General features: G+C 67.5%; 17 protein-coding genes. All 17 read right to left on the bottom strand.

Annotated elements, in window-relative coordinates:
* Nucleotides 1–94: 94 nt before the first annotated feature.
* Nucleotides 95–886, bottom strand: a complete 792-nt coding sequence (gene fliR / locus MRBLST15_RS03330; protein WP_099818389.1) for a flagellar biosynthetic protein FliR — start codon at nucleotides 884–886, stop codon at nucleotides 95–97.
* Nucleotides 887–902: 16 nt separating this feature from the next.
* Complete coding sequence (locus MRBLST15_RS03325) at nucleotides 903–1,172, bottom strand: flagellar biosynthetic protein FliQ (protein WP_005413254.1); 270 nt, start codon at nucleotides 1,170–1,172, stop codon at nucleotides 903–905.
* Between the two features lie 77 nt (nucleotides 1,173–1,249).
* Complete coding sequence (gene fliP / locus MRBLST15_RS03320) at nucleotides 1,250–2,029, bottom strand: flagellar type III secretion system pore protein FliP (RefSeq protein ID WP_180166999.1); 780 nt, start codon at nucleotides 2,027–2,029, stop codon at nucleotides 1,250–1,252.
* A 1-nt stretch (nucleotide 2,030) separates the two neighbouring features.
* Nucleotides 2,031–2,438, bottom strand: coding sequence for a flagellar biosynthetic protein FliO (fliO, locus tag MRBLST15_RS03315; RefSeq protein WP_265952305.1), 408 nt, complete (start codon nucleotides 2,436–2,438; stop codon nucleotides 2,031–2,033).
* Nucleotides 2,435–2,770, bottom strand: a complete 336-nt coding sequence (fliN, locus tag MRBLST15_RS03310) for a flagellar motor switch protein FliN (protein WP_165377068.1) — start codon at nucleotides 2,768–2,770, stop codon at nucleotides 2,435–2,437. Before fliN ends, fliO begins: the two co-directional genes overlap by 4 nt.
* A complete protein-coding gene (gene fliM, locus MRBLST15_RS03305) occupies nucleotides 2,767–3,771 on the bottom strand; it encodes a flagellar motor switch protein FliM (protein WP_025878989.1) in 1,005 nt (334 codons plus the stop codon). The genes fliN and fliM overlap by 4 nt, the downstream gene beginning before the upstream one ends.
* A 10-nt stretch (nucleotides 3,772–3,781) precedes the next feature.
* Nucleotides 3,782–4,297, bottom strand: a complete 516-nt coding sequence (locus MRBLST15_RS03300) for a flagellar basal body-associated FliL family protein (RefSeq protein ID WP_099818393.1) — start codon at nucleotides 4,295–4,297, stop codon at nucleotides 3,782–3,784.
* Nucleotides 4,298–4,495: 198 nt separating this feature from the next.
* The gene (locus MRBLST15_RS03295; RefSeq protein WP_367785223.1) at nucleotides 4,496–5,659 is read right to left on the bottom strand and encodes a flagellar hook-length control protein FliK; all 1,164 of its coding nucleotides are present in this window, start codon (nucleotides 5,657–5,659) and stop codon (nucleotides 4,496–4,498) included.
* The gene (gene fliJ, locus MRBLST15_RS03290) at nucleotides 5,659–6,141 is read right to left on the bottom strand and encodes a flagellar export protein FliJ (protein WP_089241011.1); all 483 of its coding nucleotides are present in this window, start codon (nucleotides 6,139–6,141) and stop codon (nucleotides 5,659–5,661) included. The genes MRBLST15_RS03295 and fliJ overlap by 1 nt, the downstream gene beginning before the upstream one ends.
* On the bottom strand, nucleotides 6,138–7,538 hold the full coding sequence (locus MRBLST15_RS03285) for a FliI/YscN family ATPase (RefSeq protein ID WP_367785222.1): 1,401 nt from the start codon (nucleotides 7,536–7,538) through the stop codon (nucleotides 6,138–6,140). Before MRBLST15_RS03285 ends, fliJ begins: the two co-directional genes overlap by 4 nt.
* Nucleotides 7,535–8,176, bottom strand: a complete 642-nt coding sequence (locus MRBLST15_RS03280) for a FliH/SctL family protein (RefSeq protein ID WP_414716124.1) — start codon at nucleotides 8,174–8,176, stop codon at nucleotides 7,535–7,537. Before MRBLST15_RS03280 ends, MRBLST15_RS03285 begins: the two co-directional genes overlap by 4 nt.
* A complete protein-coding gene (gene fliG, locus MRBLST15_RS03275) occupies nucleotides 8,173–9,159 on the bottom strand; it encodes a flagellar motor switch protein FliG (RefSeq protein WP_099818764.1) in 987 nt (328 codons plus the stop codon). The genes MRBLST15_RS03280 and fliG overlap by 4 nt, the downstream gene beginning before the upstream one ends.
* Before the next feature lie 10 nt (nucleotides 9,160–9,169).
* Nucleotides 9,170–10,816 (bottom strand): flagellar basal-body MS-ring/collar protein FliF, encoded by a 1,647-nt coding sequence (fliF, locus tag MRBLST15_RS03270; RefSeq protein ID WP_265955950.1) that lies wholly within the window; start codon nucleotides 10,814–10,816, stop codon nucleotides 9,170–9,172.
* Nucleotides 10,817–10,828: 12 nt separating this feature from the next.
* On the bottom strand, nucleotides 10,829–11,194 hold the full coding sequence (fliE, locus tag MRBLST15_RS03265) for a flagellar hook-basal body complex protein FliE (RefSeq protein ID WP_025878997.1): 366 nt from the start codon (nucleotides 11,192–11,194) through the stop codon (nucleotides 10,829–10,831).
* Nucleotides 11,195–11,969: 775 nt separating this feature from the next.
* On the bottom strand, nucleotides 11,970–13,475 hold the full coding sequence (locus MRBLST15_RS03260) for a sigma-54 dependent transcriptional regulator (RefSeq protein ID WP_265955555.1): 1,506 nt from the start codon (nucleotides 13,473–13,475) through the stop codon (nucleotides 11,970–11,972).
* Nucleotides 13,472–13,849: a response regulator gene (locus tag MRBLST15_RS03255; protein WP_025879000.1), complete on the bottom strand. Its 378-nt coding sequence runs from the start codon at nucleotides 13,847–13,849 to the stop codon at nucleotides 13,472–13,474. Before MRBLST15_RS03255 ends, MRBLST15_RS03260 begins: the two co-directional genes overlap by 4 nt.
* A gap of 14 nt (nucleotides 13,850–13,863) precedes the next feature.
* Nucleotides 13,864–15,273 (bottom strand): RNA polymerase factor sigma-54, encoded by a 1,410-nt coding sequence (gene rpoN / locus MRBLST15_RS03250; protein WP_180167005.1) that lies wholly within the window; start codon nucleotides 15,271–15,273, stop codon nucleotides 13,864–13,866.
* Nucleotides 15,274–15,506: the final 233 nt, after the last annotated feature.

The following is a 15,506-nucleotide window of genomic DNA, read 5'->3' as shown; positions in this document are numbered from 1 at the left end:
GAGACCGCCGGTTGCAGCGTCCCCCCGGTCGCTGCCCATTCACTCTAACGCGGGCACCGGGGGGGACGGCAAGCAGCAGGACGTGACGACCGCGTCAGCGGGTCACTGCACCCGCTGCTTCGAAAGCGGCATCGAACAGGCGCTGCACCGGTGGACCCATTTCACCGACCAGCAGGGTCAGCAGGAACAGGCCCAGCAGCAGCGAGACCGGCAGGCCCAGCTGGATCGGATTCAGCGCCGGCGCCGCGCGGGCCAGTACGCCAAAGGCCAGGTTCACCGCCAGCATCGCCACGGTCAGCGGGATGGCCAGGGTCAGCGCCCCGCGCAGCACGGTCAGCAGGAAGGTCGGGGCGATGCTGAAGAAGGCATGCGGGTCGGGCAAGGGCGCGCCGATCGGCAGGGCGCGGTAGCTGTCCACCACCAGCGAGATCAGCGCCAGATGGCCGTTGGCGGTGAAGAACAGCAGGCCGAACAGCAGGTAGAACCACTGGCCGATGACACCGGAGGTGCCGCCGCGCAGCGGGTCGCTCATCTGCGCAAACGCCAGGCCGGTGCCCTGCGCGACCAGCTCGCCGGCCATCGCGCCGGCCTCGAACACCAGCCGCAGCATGAAACCGATGGCCACGCCGATCGCCAGCTCGCGGGCGATGGTCAGCACTGTGGCGGCGTCGAAGCCGGTCCAGTCCGGTACCGGCGGCAGCAAGGGCGCCAACGCAATGGCCAGGGTACCGGCCAGCATCACCCGCACCCGGCCGGGCACGGCGCGGGTACCGATCATCGGCATCGCCATGGCCACCGCGCCGATGCGCAGCAGGGTCCACAGCACGGTGCCGATCATGCCGAAGGCATTCAGGCCGTCGGCAGCCATCTGGGTGGCGGCGTCCATCTGCGTGCGCGTCCGTCTAGCCGATCAGGTGCGGAATGCGCTGGAACAGCAGCGTAGTGAATTCGACCAGATGGCCGATCAACAGGCTGCCCAGTGCGAACAACACCGCAGTGAGCGCTGCGGCCTTGGCAACGAAGGCGATGGTGGGCTCGTTGAGCTGGGTCGCGGCCTGCACAACGCCCACCACAACGCCGACCACCAGGACGGTCAGCAGCAGCGGGCCGGCAACCCACAGCACGGTGATCAGGCCGCCACGCAGTTCGGTCAAGGCAAGTTCGGGAGACATCAGGGTTCCATCGGTAGCGCCGGGCCATGCCCGGCGGTGGTCAATGCGGCGGCCGGCACTGCCCGGCGTCGCGTCTGTCAGGCCGGATTGAAGCTTGCCGCCAGCGTGCCGACGGTCAGTACCCAACCATCGACCAGCACGAACAGCAGGATCTTGAACGGTGCAGACACAAGCATCGGCGACAGCATCATCATGCCCATCGACATCAGCACGCTGGCCACCACCAGGTCGATGATCACGAACGGGATGAAGATCAGGAAGCCGATTTCGAAGGCGGTCTTCAGCTCACTGGTGACGAACGAAGCGACCAGCACCGGGAACGGAATCGCATCGGGGTTGGCGTAGGTGCCGTGGCCGGCGATGCCGGCGAAGGTCATCAGGTCGGTCTCGCGGATCTGCGCCAGCATGAAGGCGCGCAGCGGCGTGGTGGTCAGCGTCCAGGCGGTCTGGAAGTCGATCTCGCCATTGAGGTAGGGCGCCATGCCGGTGCTCCAGGCCTTGTCCCAGGTCGGCAGCATGATCATCGCAGTGAGGAACAGGGCCAGCCCCAGCAGTACCTGGTTGGACGGCGTCTGGCCGGTGCCCAGCGCCTGCCGCAGCAGGCCCAGCACGATGATGATGCGGGTGAAGGAGGTCAGCACCAGCAGCATCGACGGGATCAGGGTGATCGCCGTCATCAGCAGCAGCGTCTGCAGCGGCAGGCTGACCGGCGCACCGCCGATCTTGCCGACGTTGATGTCCGGCAGCGGAGTGGTCGGTGCGCCCGGGGCGGCGAACGCCAACGCAGGCAGCAGGCACAGGGCGATCAGGCTCAGCCACGGCAGCAGGGCGGCAAGTCGGGAACGGGTCACACGCATGTCAGGGGTCCTTGCGCAGCCGCTGTTGCAGCAGCTGGGCGAAATTCGGCAGGTTCTTCAGATCGGGGACGCGTACCGGCGCGGGTGGCGGCAGCGGTTCGGGCAGTGTGTGCAGGGCGTTGATGCCGCCTGCGGTCACGCCCAGCAGCAGCTGCTGGCCATTGACCTCGACCACCACTACGCGTTCCTTGGCGCCAACGTTCAGGCTCGCCACCAGCTTCATGCCTTCGGCCGGGCGGAAGCCGCTGCCGGGCAGGCGCTTGAGCAGCCAGCCCAGGCCGATGACCAGGGCCAGCACCGCCAGCAGGGCCAGCACCGCACCGAACAGGCTCGGTGCGGCCGGCGCATGCTGGCCGATCTGCGGGGCCGTCTTGGAGACGGCCAGCGCGGTGGCGGCGAGCAGGCTCAACGCAGTCTCCGGATCCGCTCGCTGGGGCTGACCACATCGGTCAGGCGCACGCCGAAGCGGTCGTTGATCACCACCACTTCGCCATGGGCGATCAGCGTGCCGTTGACGAACACGTCCAGCGATTCGCCGGCACCACGCTCCAGCTCCACCACCGAACCCTGGTTGAGCTGCAGCAGGTTGCGGATCGGCAGGCGGGCGCGACCGACTTCCAGCGACAGCGTCACCGGCACGTCGAGGATCACGTCCAGGTTCAAATCCGGGCCGGTCGCCTCATCGGCCTGCAGGCTGGTGAACTGGGCCGGGGTCGGTTCGAGGGCGTCGATATCGTTCATTGCGGGTCTTCCTGGATGACGGGTACGCGCGGACGGGTGCCCGGCGGATGGGTAGCGGTGATCTTTACGGCGTTCATGCCGTTGGCGACGCCGAACTCACCGGTGAACACCGGGATGTTCTCCACGCACAGCGGCACCTGCGGGCTGAGGTCGATCGGCAGGATGTCGCCGACCTTCAGCCGGGTCAGGTCGCGCAGCGTCATGCGCTTGCTGGCCAGCACGCTGGACAGGGTGACTTCGGCCACGTTGAGCTGCTCGCGCAGCGTGCGGCCCCAGCTCTCGTCGCGGTCGTTGCGGTCGCTCTGGATGCCGGCGTCGAGCAGTTCGCGGATCGGCTCCAGCATCGAGTACGGCAGGGTCACGTGGATGTCACCGCCACCGCCGTCGAGTTCGACATGCAGGCGGCACACCACCACGTATTCGCGCGGCGTCACGATGTTGGCGAAGTGCGGGTTGATCTCCGAGTTGATGTACTCGAATTCCACGTCCATCACCGGGGCCCACGCTTCACGCAGGTCGGCGAAGGTCTGCTTCAGCAGCAGGTGGATCACCCGCATTTCGGTAGCGGTGAACTCGCGACCTTCGATGCGTGTGGGGTAGCGCCCGTCGCCACCGAAGAAGTTGTCGACGATGGCGAACACCAGGGTCGGTTCGAACACGATCAGGCCGGTGCCGCGCAGTGGCTTGAAGCGGATCAGGTTCAGGTTGGTCGGTACATACAGCGAGTGCATGTAATCGTTGAACTTGATCAGCTCGATGCCGCGCACGGACAGTTCGGCCGAACGCCGGATCAGGTTGAACAGGCCGATCCGCCAAAGGCGCGCGAAGCGCTCGTGGACCATTTCCAGGGTCGGCATGCGACCGCGGATGATGCGGTCCTGGCTGGCGAAATCGTAGGAGCGTGCTTCGCCACTGGGGGCGTCCGGCTCGGTTTCGACCGCGCCACTGTCCACGCCATGCAACAGGGCATCGATCTCATCCTGGGACAGCAGGTCATTCATCGGGGAGCCCTTACTGGGTCACGAAGCTGGTGAACAGCAGGTCGTCAGCACCGTTGCTGCCGGTCTCGGCCTTCAGCACCTTCTGCACTTCGGCCAGCGAATCGGCCTGCAGTTTCTGCTTGCCGGCGATGTCGGCGATCTGCTGCGGGCTGACCTGCGAGAACAGCATCAGCAGGCGTGCGCGGATGGCCGGGGCATGGGTCTTGATCGCTTCCAGCGCGGCCGGATCGCGGGTCATCAGCTGCACTTCCACCTGCAGGTAGCGCGGGCCGTCGATCGAACCGTTGAGGTTGACCACGAACGCCGGTTCCAGTGCGAAGTACTGCGCCGGGGCCGGGGTGGCAGTCTTCTTCGGCGCCTGCGCGGTCTTGTCTTCGTGCTTGGACTGGGTGAAGAACCACACCCCGCCACCGGCGGCGCCGGCGGCCAGTACGGCGACCAGGGCGGTGATCAGGATCGGACTGCGCGGCTTGGCGGTCTTGTCCTTGTCGGCGGTCTTCTTGGTTTTGTCAGCGGCTGCGGCCACGGGGTGAAGCTCCTGAGGGTTGCTTCACCGGGATATGCAAGGGGTGTGCCGGAGTGCTCGGCGAGGGGGGCGACGGAATTCCGTCGGGTGTTCAGATCGGTAGCGCCGGGCCATGCCCGGCGGAATGTCGGTAATCCGCCGGGCATGGCCCGGCGCTACCCGTGTTCTGGTGGGTGCCAACCTTGGTTGGCACGCCCGTCAGGCGTATGCGTCCAGCAACCCGCGTTGACGGATCAGCTGCGACGCCGACATCGTGGTTTCGCCCAGTGACGGTTCTCCGTCACCACCGCGACCGCCGCCGGCTGTCTGGCTGCCCGGATTGCCGTCGCCACTGTGCTGCTGGCCGACATCGGCATGGGCCAGCTGGAAGCCCTGCTCACCGAGCAGTTCACGCAGGCGCGGCAGGCTGCTTTCCAGTGCCTGGCGGACATCGACGTGCGGGCTGCTGAAGCTGGCATGCACCTTGTCGCCGTTCATCTGCAGGCGCACGTCCACCGGCCCGAGGTCTTCCGGATTGAGGCGGATGTGGGCATGGCCGATCTTCTGGTCGGCCAGCCAGCCGATGCGCGCGCCGATGGCCTGGTCGAAACCATCGTCGCCCAGCACCGGCTTCGGTGTGGGTTCGCCATTGAAGACGGCATTGCTGGCTAGTGCGGCCTTCAGATCCTGCAGGGCGGCGGGCAGCGGGGGCTGCAGCGGCGCCGGCGGCGCGCGGTCGCCGATCTGCAGGCTGTCGCCATCGTCGGCGCGATCCAACGCCTTGCCACCCAGCACCAGTTCGGGCAGGGGCAGGCCGCTGGCCTCAGTGTCGCCGGCAGCGGAGGCCGATGCGCTGGTGGCTGGCGCTGCTGCGCCCTGTGCCGCGTTGGCGGCCACGGCGGCGGCCGGCAGTGCCGGTGCAGCTGAGGGCAGCGCGCCGGCTTCGGCATCGCTGGCGGTTGGTGGCGGCAGCGCCGGTGTCGGATCGACGCCGGTGGGCACGGCCAGCATCAGGCCCGCCAACCCCAGTGGTGGCCAGGGTGCGTCGTCCGCGCTGGCCGGCGCGTCCTTGTCATCGGCCGCTGCCGATGTTGCCGGTACAGCGGGTGTCGATGTCGTGGCGTCCGTGGCGGCGGCTTCGCCGTCGGACGGTCGCGGCGTCGTCTTGTCCGGATTGCCATCGGAGGTTGACGGGGTAGTGGCCTGCTTCGCGGGACTGCTGGCGGTGGCCGCGGCACCGGTAGCGCCGGTCGACGCGCTGCCGCCCTGCAGCATCTGGCCGAAATCCTTGCGCGAATCACTGCTCGAGGTGCGCGCAGTGCTGGCATTACCGCTGCCGCCGGGCGTCGGTGCGCTGGCGTTGCTGCTCAGGGGCGAGGGCATCACGACCGGCCTCCCTGCTCGCCATCATCCTGGTCTTCGGTCTGCGCCAGGCGCGCGCGGCGTGCGCCGATGTCATCCATCTCGCGCTGGTCGCGGCGGTCGGTCACCACCTTTTCCTGCGCGCGATAGCTGGCGGCCAGCTGCTCCAGCACCGCCTTGTCACGGCTGGCCAGGATCAGCCGCGCACGCTCGGCTTCCACCTTCTCGCGGTTGCCGTTGACGGTCTGCTGCTGCTGTTCCACCGCACTGTCCAGCCGGTCCAGGAAGGCGCGCCGGTTCAACAGCTGCGCCGGGCTGGTCGCGGCCATCTGCGCGTCGGCCATCTGTTGCGAGGCATATTCCTCGGCGTAGCGACGCAGTTCGTCCAGGCGCGACAGATGGGTGTCGAGCACGGTCTGGCGCTCGGCCAGGTCGCGGGCGACCGCATCCTCGTGTTCCTGGGCCCGCTTCAGCAGCGGATCGATGCGCTTGGACTGGATCATGTCAGCCTCTCATTCTCTTGTTCCACCAGGCGCTGCAACGCCGCCTGGCTGTGCGGTAGATCTGCGGCCTTGGCAACATCCTGGCCGAGGAATTCCATGATTTCCGGCCAGCGCTCAAGGGCTTCATCGGTCGCGGCGTCGTTGCCGCGCTGATAGGCGCCGATGGCGATCAGGTCGCGGTTGGCCGAATAGGCCGAGACCAGCCGCTTCAGCTTGCGGATGCGCAGGCGCCACGGTTCATCGGCGATTTCCGTGACTACACGGCTGACCGACGATTCCACGTCGATGGCCGGGTACAGGCCGCTGTCGGCCACGCGGCGCGAGAGCAGGATGTGGCCGTCGAGAATCGCGCGCGCAGCATCGGCGATCGGATCCTGCGGATCGTCGCCCTCGGTCAGCACGGTGTAGAAGGCGGTGATCGAACCGCGGCCCTTGGCGCCATTGCCTGCGCGTTCGACCAGTGCCGGCAGCTTGGCGAACACCGAGGGCGGATAGCCGCGGGTGGTCGGCGGCTCGCCCACCGACAGGCCGATCTCGCGCTGCGCCTGGGCGAAGCGGGTCAGCGAATCCATCAGCAGCAGGACGTTCAGGCCCTGGTCGCGGAACCACTCGGCGATGGCGGTGGCGCGGTAGGCGCCATGCAGGCGGGCCAGCGGCGGACGGTCGGCCGGGCTGGCCACCACCACGGCGCGGCGCAGGCCTTCCTCGCCGAGAGTGCTTTCAACGAAATCGCGCACTTCGCGGCCACGCTCACCGATCAGGCCGACCACGATCACGTCGGCGGCGGTGTAGCGGGTCATCATGCCCAGCAGCGTCGACTTGCCGACGCCGGAACCGGCGAACAGGCCGACACGCTGGCCACGGCCGATCGGCAGCAGTGCATTGATCGCGCGCACGCCCACGTCCAGCGGCTGGGTGATCGGTTCGCGTGCCAGCGGATTGATCGAGACGCCGGCCATGCCGACGTGGCCTTCCGCACGGATCGGGCCCTTGCCGTCCAACGGCACGCCATCGCTGTCGATGACACGACCGAGCAGGCCTTCGCCCACTTCCACGCCACCACGGCGGGCCGATGGCACCACCCGCGCATTCGGCAGCAGGCCGTGCAGTTCGGCGCTGGGCATCAAGTAGGTGCGTTCGCCGGCGAAGCCAACCACTTCGGCATCGACCCAGCCGCCATCGACCACTTCCACCTTGCAGCTGGCGCCGAGCGGTGCTTCGCAGCCGACCGCTTCCAGGGTCAGGCCGACCGCCCGGCGCAACACGCCCTCGCGGATCAACCCGCGGCCGTGCGCGGTGTCGACCTTCAGGCTGTCCAGGCGGTTGGCCAGGCGCAGGTTGCGGGGAATGGTCCAGTCGGCCGGCGGAGACGACGGCGATGCGGTGTCGGTGTTCATGCGATGGCTCCGGTCTGGCGGATCACGGCGTCCAACGCGCCGCGCAGGCGGGCTTCCAGCGTGCCGTCGATGCGCACCGCTTCGGCATGCACGCGCAGATCACCACGGCTCAGGCTGGTGTCAGGCACCAGCCGCTGCTGCGGCGACAGGGTCAACAACGGGGCGAGGGCGGTGATGTCATCCGGATGCAGGCGCACTTCCACCTCACGGTTGCTGCCGCCAACGGCGTCAATCGCCTCGCCGACCAGTTGCCCCAGCAGCGCCGGGTCGGCCTCGTAGGCACGGCCTACCAGCGCACCGGCGATGCGTACCGCCAGTTCGCCGAGGGCGCCGACCACTTCATTTTCCAGGCGCGCCAGCGGCCGCCCGAAGTTATCGAGGATGCCCTCGATCTGCGCGACCAGCCGGCGCACCTCGGCCTGGCCCTGGCTGAAACCATCGGCATGGCCGTGGTCGAAACCTTCCTTCTCGGCGCTGTCCTGGATCGCCTGGATTTCTTCCAGGGTAGGCAGCTGCAGCGGCGGCTCCGGCTCATGCTCCGGGTCCGGCTCGGTGAGTTCGAAGGCATCCTCGTGGTCCAGCACCGGTTCGGGCTGGGCCAGCAGATCCGGGGCAAGCCAGCGCACGACGTTGCTCACAACATCGCCTCCGCGCTGCCACCGATGGTGACGGTGCCCTCATCGGCCATGCGCTTGACGATGGCCAGGATCTCGCGCTGCGCCACTTCCACGTCGGACAGGCGCACCGGGCCGCGTGCTTCCATGTCTTCCAGCAGGATCTCGGCCGCGCGCTGGGACATGTTGCGGGTGATCTTGTCGCGCACCTTGATGTCGGCGCCGCGCAGGGCCAGGCCCAGTCGTTCGCCGCTGACTTCGCGCAGCACCAGCTGCATCTCGCGGTCGTCCAGGTCCACCAGGTCGTCGAACACGAACATCAGGTCCTGGATGCGGCCACTCAGCGGTGCGTCGATGCGTGCGATTTCGCCCAGGATCGCCTGGTCCTGGCCGCTGTCCATGAAGTTGAGGATGTTGGCCGCGCACTGCACGCCGCCGATGTTGGACGACTTCAGGTTCTGGTTGCCGGCGAACTGGCGTTCCATGATCTCGTTGAGTTCGTTCAGCGCATTCGGCGGAATACCGTCGAGGGTGGCGATGCGCAGCAGCACATCCACACGGGTGCGGTCGGGCAGCAGCTTCAACGCGTCGGCGGCCTGGTCGGTTTCCAGGTGCGCCATCACGATGGCGATGATCTGCGGGTGCTCGTTGCGCACCAGATCGGCCACCGCGCGCGGGTCCATCCACTTCAGTGCATCCAGGCCGGTGGTATTGCGGCCCAGCAGGATGCGGTCGATCAGGTTGCCGGCCTTCTCGCTGCCCAGCGCCTGCACCAGCATGTTGCGGATGTAGTCGTCCGAGCCCACGCCCAGCGAGGTCTTCGAGCCCAGTTCCTGGCTGAACTGGTCCATCACCCGTTCCACCTGTTCGCGGGTGATGTCGGACATGGTGGCCATGGCGATGCCGATCTTCTGCACCTCCTTCGGCTCCATGTGGCGCAGCACTTCGGCCGCGTCCAGTTCACCGAGCGACAGCAGCAGGACGGCGGCGCGCTGCACGCCGGTCAGGGGAGCGACCTCAGTCATTGGCCACCCAGCCCTTGACCACCTGGGCCACGCGCTTGGAGTCGGTCTTCACGGCTTCACGGGCCATCCGCAGTCGTTCCTCATAAGAATCCACCGGCAGGGCCAATGCTTCCGGCCCGCCCAGGCTTGCCCGATCGGCGCCCAGCGCCGGCAGCGGGGTGCCATCGTCATCGACCAGCTGCACGTCCGCGGTATGCGGTTCCAGCGCCAGTTCTTCGTTCTTGCGGTTCTGCCCGGTGATGCCGCGCAGTGCCGGGCGCAGTACGCCGAACAGCAGCGCCATCACCACCAGCGCACCCAGCAGCATGCGGCCGGCATCGTGCACCCACGGCAGTTCCCACCAGGCTGGGCCTTCCACCGGCGTGGTATCACGCACGAACGGGGCATTCATCACCGACACGGTGTCGCCGCGCTCGGCACTGAAGCCGACGGCCTGCTTGACCAGTGCCTCGACCCGGGTCAGTTCTGCCGCCGACAGCGGCTGCGGTGCAACCTTGCCGTTGGCGCCGGCGCGCGGCACGTTGTCCACCAGCACCGCTACCGACACGCGCTTGATGCGGCCCGCTGGCTGGCGGGTGTGCTGCAGGGTACGGTCCAGCTCGTAGTTGCGGGTCGCGTTCTTGCTGCTTTCGGTTGGCGCCTGCGCGGTGGCTGGTGCGGCGGCCTGGCCCGGCGGGCTGTTGCTGGTCGCACCCGGTACGCCCTGCGGGCCCGGCGTGTTGCTGGTGTTCTCGCTCATCTGCTCGCTGCGCAGTTTCTGCGGCTCGCCGTTGTAGAGCTCGCGCGCTTCTTCGGTCACCGAGAAGTCCATGTCGACGCTGACTTCCGGATTGACCCGGCCGGGACCGGTCATCGGTTCCAGCAGTTCGCGGATGCGCTGGTTGAAGGAGGTTTCCTGGCGGCGCACCTGTTCGAACTGAGCCGCGTTGACCGCCGCTTCGCTGTTCGGGTCACTGACGCTGAGCATGCGCCCGCTCTGGTCGACCACGGTGACGCGTTCCGGCGCCAGATCGGGAATGGCGGCAGCGACCATGTGCACGATCGCATCGACCTGGCTGCGTTCCAGCTGCTGGCCGCCGCGCAGTTCCAGGGTGACCGAGGCACTGGCCACGTCACGCTGGCGGGTGAACGCGCTGGGCTTGGGAATGGCCAGGTGCACGCGAGAATCGCGCACCGGGCGCAGCGTGTTGATGGTGCGCGACAGCTCGGTTTCCAGCGCGTGCTGGTAGCGCGCGCTTTCCACGAACTGGCTGACACCGAAACCCGGATCGCGCTCCATCAGCTCGAAGCCGAGCTTGCCGCTGTCGGTCAGGCCCGAGCCCGCCAGTTTCAGGCGGGCATCGTGCAGATTCTTTTCCGGCACGGTGATGCCACCGGTGGCCGGGTCCAGCTGGAACGGAATCTGTGCGGCACGCAGCAGGTCGGTCGCTTCAGCGGTGGCCTTCTGGTCCAGGCCGGTGTACAGCGGCACCATGCCCGGCTTCTGCGACCAGAAGAACACGAACAGGCCTGCCGCCACGGCCACGGCGATCATCGCCATCAGTCCGAGCCGACGGGTGATCTGCAGGCTTTGCAGCCGGTCGAACCACTGGCCCGCCTTTTCGGCGTTCAGGGATTCCTTGGAGAGCGACAGGGCCATGCGGTTCTATCCTTACAGCGGCATGTTCATCACGTCCTGGTAAGCCTGGACGAGACGGTTACGGACTTCCACGGTGGCGCGGAAGGCGATCTGGGACTGCTGCGAGGCGACCATCACCTTGGCGAGGTCGGCGCCGGGTTCACCCAGTTCGAAGGCCTTGGCGAGGGCGCCGGATTTCTGTTGCGCGTCGTTGACGCCGGCGATGGCGCCGCGCAGGGTTTCGGTGAAGCTGGCAGGCTGGACCTGCGGCGCATCCAGCACCGTGCCCGGCAGGGCATTGCTACGCGGCGCTTCGGCCAGCGGGTTGAGCGCCGGCTGTCCCACCTGGGTCTGGTAGGAGCGGATCTGGGAAAGGATCGAAGTGACGGAGTGGGACATCTGCAACGGTTCCAGAAACAGGGATGGGGGTGTCTGCTGGAGCTAGTGCAAGTGCCGTGCCGAAATCGATGATCGGTTCAGTGACGTGAGGGTTGGCGGGTGTTCGGCAGGGCTGCGCCCTGCACCTGCCGAAGCAACGGCAAAGGCCGGAGCAACAGCAGAAGCTGGCTATCCGGGGGATGGCGGGGTGGGTCCGATTGCGGGGGACGCCGTGAATACGTCCCTGTAGGCTCGGTCGCGCCATCCATGGCGCTCACGCCCCCGCAACCGAACCCACCCCGCCCTCGACAGTTTCCTGCGATCTGTCGGATTGACACGGGGTCGGATCCCGTTGCGACGCAACGGGATCCGACCCCGATGACGCGTCATTTCACCGGCGTCGGTTTTTTGGCCTATGGCTCCAACTGGAGCGGCGCAGACCGTCAACAGATAGATGCGTCGACAGATACTCCGTGTGCTTCGAAGCAAGCTCGGCGCCACATGGCGCGAACCCTCCGTCACAAAGAAACCGTCGGAGGCGTGGGCGGGTCAGGGTGCGGGGGCGTGAGCGCCATGGGTGGCGCGACCGAGCTTACATGGACGTACTTGCAGCGTCCCCCGCACCCTGAGCCGCCCGCGCATCGCGCAGGAAGCCAGCTGTTGCTGTTGCTTCGGCCGTTGCTTCAGTTGTTGCCTCTGCGGGTGCCGGGCGGTAGCCCGGCAACAGCACCCCCCACAAACACGAACGCCCGGGCAAGCCCAGGCGTTCGTGCCCCCTTCATGCTGGCAACGCGTGTCAGCTGGCCAGTTCGGCTGGCTCGCGTTCGATGCCGTACTTGCGCAGCTTCTCCACCAGGGTGGTGCGGCGCAGGCCGAGCAGCTGGGCGGCGTGGGCGACTACGCCCTGGGTGCGTTCCAGTGCTTCGTTGATCAGGCCCAGTTCGATGTTGGCCATGTGGTTGCGCAGGTCCAGGCCGTCGTCCGGCAACGCGGCGGGCGCGGCGGCGCGGTTGACGGCGATGCCGTGTTCGAGCGACGGCTGGTTGCCGCTGCCCGGGGTGTGGAACGAGAAGCTGCGCAGGTCCAGGCGCTCTTCGCTGGCGACCACCGGCGGCGCTGTGGCAACAGCGACGGCGGCCAGTGCGGCATCGCCGCGATAGCGTGCCGGCAGGTCCTGCACGCGCACCGAGCCACCTGGGTGCAGCACCGCCAGGCGTTCGACCAGGTTGGTCAGCTCGCGCACGTTGCCCGGCCACTCATAGCTGGCCAGCGCCTGCAGCGCTTCCGGCGTGAAGCGCACTTCGCCGCGGCCGGTGCGCGCCAGCTGGGTGGCGATGGTTTCCACCAGCGCCGGCAGGTCTTCGCGACGCTCGCGCAGGGCCGGCACATCGATCGGGAAGACGTTGAGGCGATAGAAAAGATCCTCGCGGAACTTGCCATCGGCAATCCGGCTTTCCAGGTCGCGATGGGTCGCGGCGATCACCCGCACGTTGCAGCGGATGGTCTGGTTGCCGCCAACACGCTCGAAGCTGCGTTCCTGCAGCACGCGCAGCAGCTTGACCTGCATCGGCAGGCTCATGTCGCCGATCTCATCGAGCAGCAGGGTGCCGCCCTCGGCCATTTCGAAACGGCCCTTGCGCGCGGTCAGCGCGCCGGTAAAGGCGCCTTTTTCGTGGCCGAACAGCTCGCTTTCCAACAGTTCCGCCGGAATCGCGCCGCAGTTGATCGCCACGAACGGACCATCGCGGCGCGGCGAGCGCTGGTGGATGCTGCGCGATACCACTTCCTTGCCGGTGCCCGATTCGCCCAGCACCAGCACGGTGGTGTCGAACGCGGCGACCTGCTCGATCATCGTGCGCAGGGCGCTGACCGCCGGACCGTTGCCGGTCGGGCCTTGCTCCTGCACGGCACCGGCCTGGTGCTCGGCATCCAGGCGCTTGAGGCTGGCACGGCGCAGCAGGGCTTCCATCTGTGCGTGGCGCAGTGGCGCTTCCAGCGGCCAGATGTTGGCTTCGTGCAGGCCATGCCGGTGGGCGAACGCAGTGGCGTCACCGTCGGCCAGCAGCACCGGCGGCGGCAGGCTGCTGCCACCCAGCCAGGCGTACAGCGCGGTGCTGGCGGCACTGTCGTCCAGGTTGCCGACGATCACCGCCATCCAGTCGTTCTGGCGCTGGCGGGCCAGGTCGAAATCGGCTGCGTCGGAAACCCAGCGCGGGTTGAAGTCCATGAATTCCAGCAGGGCGACGGTGCGCTCGGCACGCACCGCATCGTTGTCCAGTACCAGGATGCGCGATTCGCTCACGACCGTTCCTCCCTGAGGCCTTCCAGGATCGGCATGACTTCCTGGATGTAGGACAGCTTGCTGACGAAGTTGTCGGCGCCGGCGCGCAGCGCGTGTTCGCGATGCTCGACGTCGTCGAAGTGGCTGGCGATCACGATATACGGTGCATCGTCCTGCGACTTGATCAGGCGGGTGGCCTGCAGGCCGCCCATTTCCGGCATCGCCAGATCCATCAGCACCACCTGCGGGCGCAGGCTTTCCGAGCGTTCGATCGCTTCCAGGCCGTTGCCGGCGCTGCCGACGATCTGCAGCCAGTCGATCTTGCGGAAGTGGCGCATCGCCGCGTTGATGAAGCCCTCGTGGTCATCGACCAGCAGAACTGTGAGCTTGTTCATGTCCAACATCCTTTTCAGCCCACCCGGGCCAGCTGCGGTTGCCTGGCGTTGACCCGGCGCCGTTCGCGGGCCGGGGCGATATCCAGTTGTTCGCGGTATTTTGCGACGGTTCGACGGGCAATGTTCACTCCCTGGCGTGACAGCAGGCCAGCGATGGCCTCGTCCGCCAACGGGCGACCGGCGGGCTCGGCATCGATCAGGCGGCGGACCATGGCCTTGACCGCCTGGCCGGACACGCTGGCCCCTTCCAGGCGCACCGCGAAGAAGTGCTTGAGTTCGAAGGTGCCGCGCGGGGTCTGCAGGTACTTGCCGGTAGTGATGCGCGAAACGGTGGATTCGTGCATGCCGATTTCCTCGGCCACTTCCTTCAGGGTCAGCGGTGCCATGGCTTCCTCGCCACGCACCAGGAAGGCGGCCTGGCGCTCGACGATCACCCGCGCGGTGCGCAGCAGGGTGTCATAGCGCATCGACAGGCCGCGGCTGAACCAGCGCGCCTCCTGCAGCATCTCGCGCAGCGCGGGGGCGGCCTCGCTGGTCTCGGCCAAGGCCTGCTCGTACTGGCTGTTGATCGACACGCGGCGGCTGGTGGCCGGGTTCAGTGCCACCTTCCATTGTTCATCGGCGTGCCAGGCAACCACGTCGGGCACCACCACTGCATTGCGCTCGGGCAGCAGGCTGTCGCCCGGGCGCGGCTGCAGCGACAGGATCAGGCGAACGGCTTCGCGCACGTCCTCGATCTCGGCATCGTGCTGGCGGGCGAGGGCGGGGTAGTCGTGGGCGGCCAAGGCATCGAGCGCGCCGTCCAGAATGCGCGCGGCCAGATGACGGGCCGGCACCACCCCGTGCAGGCTGCACAGCTGGGCCAGCAGCGATTCGCGCAGGTCCTGCGCAGCCATGCCGGCCGGCTCGCCCTGCAGCAGATGCTGGCGGATCGCTTCAACGCCGTTGGCATCGATATCGAACTGCGCGCTGGCCAGCAGTTGCAGCTGCGCCAGCGGTGCCTGCAGGTAGCCGGCATCGTCGCAGTGTTCCAGCCAGAAGGCGGCCACGGCCAGTTCGCGCTCGTCCAGGTCCAGCGCCAGGCGCTGCAGCACGCGCAGCTGCGGGTCGCTCGATTCGCCAGCGGCGATGCGCGCCATGCGGTCGTCGTCGCCGTCCTGCCAGTTGGCGCCGGACACATCCCACATCGAGGATTCGGGCAGCTCGTCGAACGCAGCCGTATCGAGCGTGGTGCTGGCGGCATCGGTGGCTTCAGCGGCGGGCGCTTCGGCGTCTTCGATTTCCAGTAGCGGATTGGATTCCAGCAGGCGCTGGATTTCCTGCTCCAGGTGCAGGCCGTCGAGCTGCAGCAGCCGGATCGACTGCAGCAACTGCGGGGTGAGGTGAAGCTGTTGACCCAGCTGGGTCGAAAGTGAAGCCTTCATCGTGATTCCCCGGCGCCGCTCCCCGACGCCTTGTGGAACACATCTTGCTTTTGATCCGGCAGGGGCGGAATCAGGGGGTTCCTGAGGGCGCTGGTGGTGTTCCCGACAGCGTGTAAGGAAAATCCCTACACGGGCGCGGGATTTTGACGATCCTGGTGGCTAAATCGTTGATTCGTGGTCGTTCGCAGTGGTCATCGCTCGCGCCTGTCGTACGGAATCCCGTCGGGGAGCGC

The sequence above is a fragment of the Stenotrophomonas sp. LST15-1-1.1 genome (genome assembly GCF_040815575.1).
GTDB classification, from domain to species: domain Bacteria; phylum Pseudomonadota; class Gammaproteobacteria; order Xanthomonadales; family Xanthomonadaceae; genus Stenotrophomonas; species Stenotrophomonas lactitubi_B.
This window is presented reverse-complemented; position numbering and strand designations above follow the sequence as displayed.

Coding starts and splice junctions, on each gene's coding strand:
- fliR (WP_099818389.1), bottom strand. CDS start 886: ATGGACGCCGCCACCCAGATGGCTGCCGACGGCCTGAATGCCTTCGGC.
- MRBLST15_RS03325 (WP_005413254.1), bottom strand. CDS start 1,172: ATGTCTCCCGAACTTGCCTTGACCGAACTGCGTGGCGGCCTGATCACC.
- fliP (WP_180166999.1), bottom strand. CDS start 2,029: ATGCGTGTGACCCGTTCCCGACTTGCCGCCCTGCTGCCGTGGCTGAGC.
- fliN (WP_165377068.1), bottom strand. CDS start 2,770: ATGAACGATATCGACGCCCTCGAACCGACCCCGGCCCAGTTCACCAGC.
- fliM (WP_025878989.1), bottom strand. CDS start 3,771: ATGAATGACCTGCTGTCCCAGGATGAGATCGATGCCCTGTTGCATGGC.
- MRBLST15_RS03295 (WP_367785223.1), bottom strand. CDS start 5,659: ATGCCCTCGCCCCTGAGCAGCAACGCCAGCGCACCGACGCCCGGCGGC.
- fliJ (WP_089241011.1), bottom strand. CDS start 6,141: ATGATCCAGTCCAAGCGCATCGATCCGCTGCTGAAGCGGGCCCAGGAA.
- MRBLST15_RS03285 (WP_367785222.1), bottom strand. CDS start 7,538: ATGAACACCGACACCGCATCGCCGTCGTCTCCGCCGGCCGACTGGACC.
- fliF (WP_265955950.1), bottom strand. CDS start 10,816: ATGGCCCTGTCGCTCTCCAAGGAATCCCTGAACGCCGAAAAGGCGGGC.
- fliE (WP_025878997.1), bottom strand. CDS start 11,194: ATGTCCCACTCCGTCACTTCGATCCTTTCCCAGATCCGCTCCTACCAG.
- MRBLST15_RS03255 (WP_025879000.1), bottom strand. CDS start 13,849: ATGAACAAGCTCACAGTTCTGCTGGTCGATGACCACGAGGGCTTCATC.
- rpoN (WP_180167005.1), bottom strand. CDS start 15,273: ATGAAGGCTTCACTTTCGACCCAGCTGGGTCAACAGCTTCACCTCACC.